General features: G+C 45.4%; 3 protein-coding genes. All 3 read left to right on the forward strand.

Features of this window, described 5'->3' with window-relative positions:
* Positions 1 to 177 precede the first annotated feature (177 nt).
* The 3 genes from FHS90_RS22160 (at position 178) to FHS90_RS22170 (ending at position 1967) form a co-directional block, all read left to right on the forward strand.
* Positions 178 to 1122, forward strand: a complete 945-nt coding sequence (locus FHS90_RS22160) for an SH3 domain-containing protein (RefSeq protein ID WP_182514620.1) — start codon at positions 178 to 180, stop codon at positions 1120 to 1122.
* Between the two features lie 257 nt (positions 1123 to 1379).
* Positions 1380 to 1661, forward strand: a complete 282-nt coding sequence (locus FHS90_RS22165) for a type II toxin-antitoxin system RelE/ParE family toxin (protein ID WP_066839811.1) — start codon at positions 1380 to 1382, stop codon at positions 1659 to 1661.
* 6 nt (positions 1662 to 1667) lie between these two features.
* Positions 1668 to 1967 (forward strand): HigA family addiction module antitoxin, encoded by a 300-nt coding sequence (locus tag FHS90_RS22170; RefSeq protein WP_066839809.1) that lies wholly within the window; start codon positions 1668 to 1670, stop codon positions 1965 to 1967.
* Positions 1968 to 2067: the final 100 nt, after the last annotated feature.

Raw genomic sequence — 2067 nt, forward strand, 5'->3', positions numbered from 1 at the left:
GGGCGCAGCACTGGCTTGCCCTGCATCTGCTAGCCTTTACAGCCTTGTTTATCCGAAAATTCAACCAAAATCAAAAACTCTAAACAGCTTCAATCAAACAACTTTAGTAGCGGCTTGAAAATCTATGTATTTTAAGCCGCTACTTTTTTTATACGAGACCGTTGGCTAAAATATTAGATGAAAAATTCAACTATAATTCTCTTGCTCTACTTGATAGGTGTCTCCTTAGGCTGCTCAAACTCTGACAGCCTGAAAAGACAAGAGAACGAAGAGCCGAGGGTAAGCCAAATTGAAAAGCCTGCTCCAGAGGCCAAGGTGGACGTGAATGGGATACCGACCCTAAGAACCCTTTATGTCACTAATCCGAAAGGGGGCAATATCTATGATAAGCCCGACAAGCAGTCTGTAGTCTTAGATACGCTAGAGTACGGCTATAAGGTGGAGGTCATCGGGGAGGCCGCAGGCTGGTACAAGATAAAGGAACGCATAATGAGAGACTTTGTGAGAGACGGTCAGCAAACCTATTCCTATGGCTGGGAGGTAGTGAATATACCCAAGCCCGACGTAGGGCCTCTCAGCCAGGTGAAGCTGACAGACAAGGATTTATACCTGACTTCCGACGATGTGCCTATCAGGGGCAGATTAAGGATTAGCCTGATCGGCAAAGATGAATTTGGAAAACCAAAGGAGGGAAACGATAAGTTTATTGTTCCCCTTGACTCCCTGGTCTCTGAGGAAGATTCCGTGCTCGTTGTATCCACGGGTAATGGACAGAAAAAGAAGTTCGTGAGCTCACCCAATGCGGAGGAAGATAGGAAGAACTACAGTTACGTCGGACATTCGGAACTCCTCAGTGCCTTTCTCCTCGCAATCGAGTATTATGAAGATGGTGAGTTCAAGCTCTACGGTTCAGGGAGCGGTGAGGAGATCATCAGCTTCAACGATTACCCCTTTATCTCCCCTGACGGGCGGCACGCAGTCTCCTTGTATACCAACCCCTACGACTATACTACCGACTTTCAGCTATACAGAATCAATGACAACAAAAGTATAAAGAAAGTACTGGAGGCAAGCTTCGGCAAATGGATGGCCGCTACAGGGCCCCAGGGGGTTGTTCATTGAAAAGACGCAAACACAATCGTGGTGAAGGTTCTCCATGTGCAGGCATTTTGGGATGAGAAGGGCGACCTCAATAAAGATTACCAATACCTCCAGATAAAAATACTTTAGCCAACATTGTGCATAAGCCATGCTACGGCCGACGGCCTAGCCCGTCTCATGCACGAGACCGTTAGGCGGCATTTAATAAATCTCTCCTCTGGGTAAAATAATTTGATAAATATTACTTACTTTTGACGTTACTACCGTAAAACAAAAGTATGATCACATCTTTCGGCTCGAAAGAGACAGAAAAGATTTGGAACGGGGAAAGAGTCAGCAAACTTCCAATGGAGATTCAGACTATTGGTAGGCGGAAACTGAGAATGCTGAATAACTCCCAGAATATCGCTGACTTGCGTGTTCCTCCCTCCAACCGACTGGAAAAGCTGTCAGGGAATTTAAAGGACTTCTACAGCATCCGGATTAATGACCAATGGAGAATCATTTTCCAATGGGACAACGGACAAGCCTCAAAAGTAGAAATTATCGACTATCACTAAAAGAGAATGGAAAAGTTACCCAATATTCACCCAGGAGAGGTATTGCAAGAAGAGTTTCTCTCCCCCCTAAACATCACCGCTTACCGACTTGCCAAAGACATCAACATTCCCCAAACCAGAATATCCGAAATATTAAAGGGGAACAGGAGAATCACGGCAGACACCGCGCTCAGGCTGAGTTACTACTTTGGCAACTCCCCCAAGTTTTGGCTCGGCCTCCAGGATGATTACGACTTGGAAGAAGAGAAAACCAACAAACAGGAAGAACTGGAAAGTATAAGAAGATTTGAGAAAAACGCCGCCTAACAATGGTAGCTGTTGCACAACTCAGCGTTAAACAGTGCCCTGTTTCAATCCCTCTTCACTTTTCTCAAGTTGATTTCAATTCCTGCCGCCAAAAAGAGCA

Origin of the sequence: Rufibacter ruber (assembly GCF_014138425.1) — a bacterium.
GTDB lineage: Bacteria > Bacteroidota > Bacteroidia > Cytophagales > Hymenobacteraceae > Nibribacter > Nibribacter ruber_C.

Bases quoted from the DNA above. Each gene is read 5' to 3' on its own strand.
- FHS90_RS22160 (WP_182514620.1), top strand. From the start codon at position 178: ATGAAAAATTCAACTATAATTCTCTTGCTCTACTTGATAGGTGTCTCC.
- FHS90_RS22165 (WP_066839811.1), top strand. From the start codon at position 1,380: ATGATCACATCTTTCGGCTCGAAAGAGACAGAAAAGATTTGGAACGGG.
- FHS90_RS22170 (WP_066839809.1), top strand. From the start codon at position 1,668: ATGGAAAAGTTACCCAATATTCACCCAGGAGAGGTATTGCAAGAAGAG.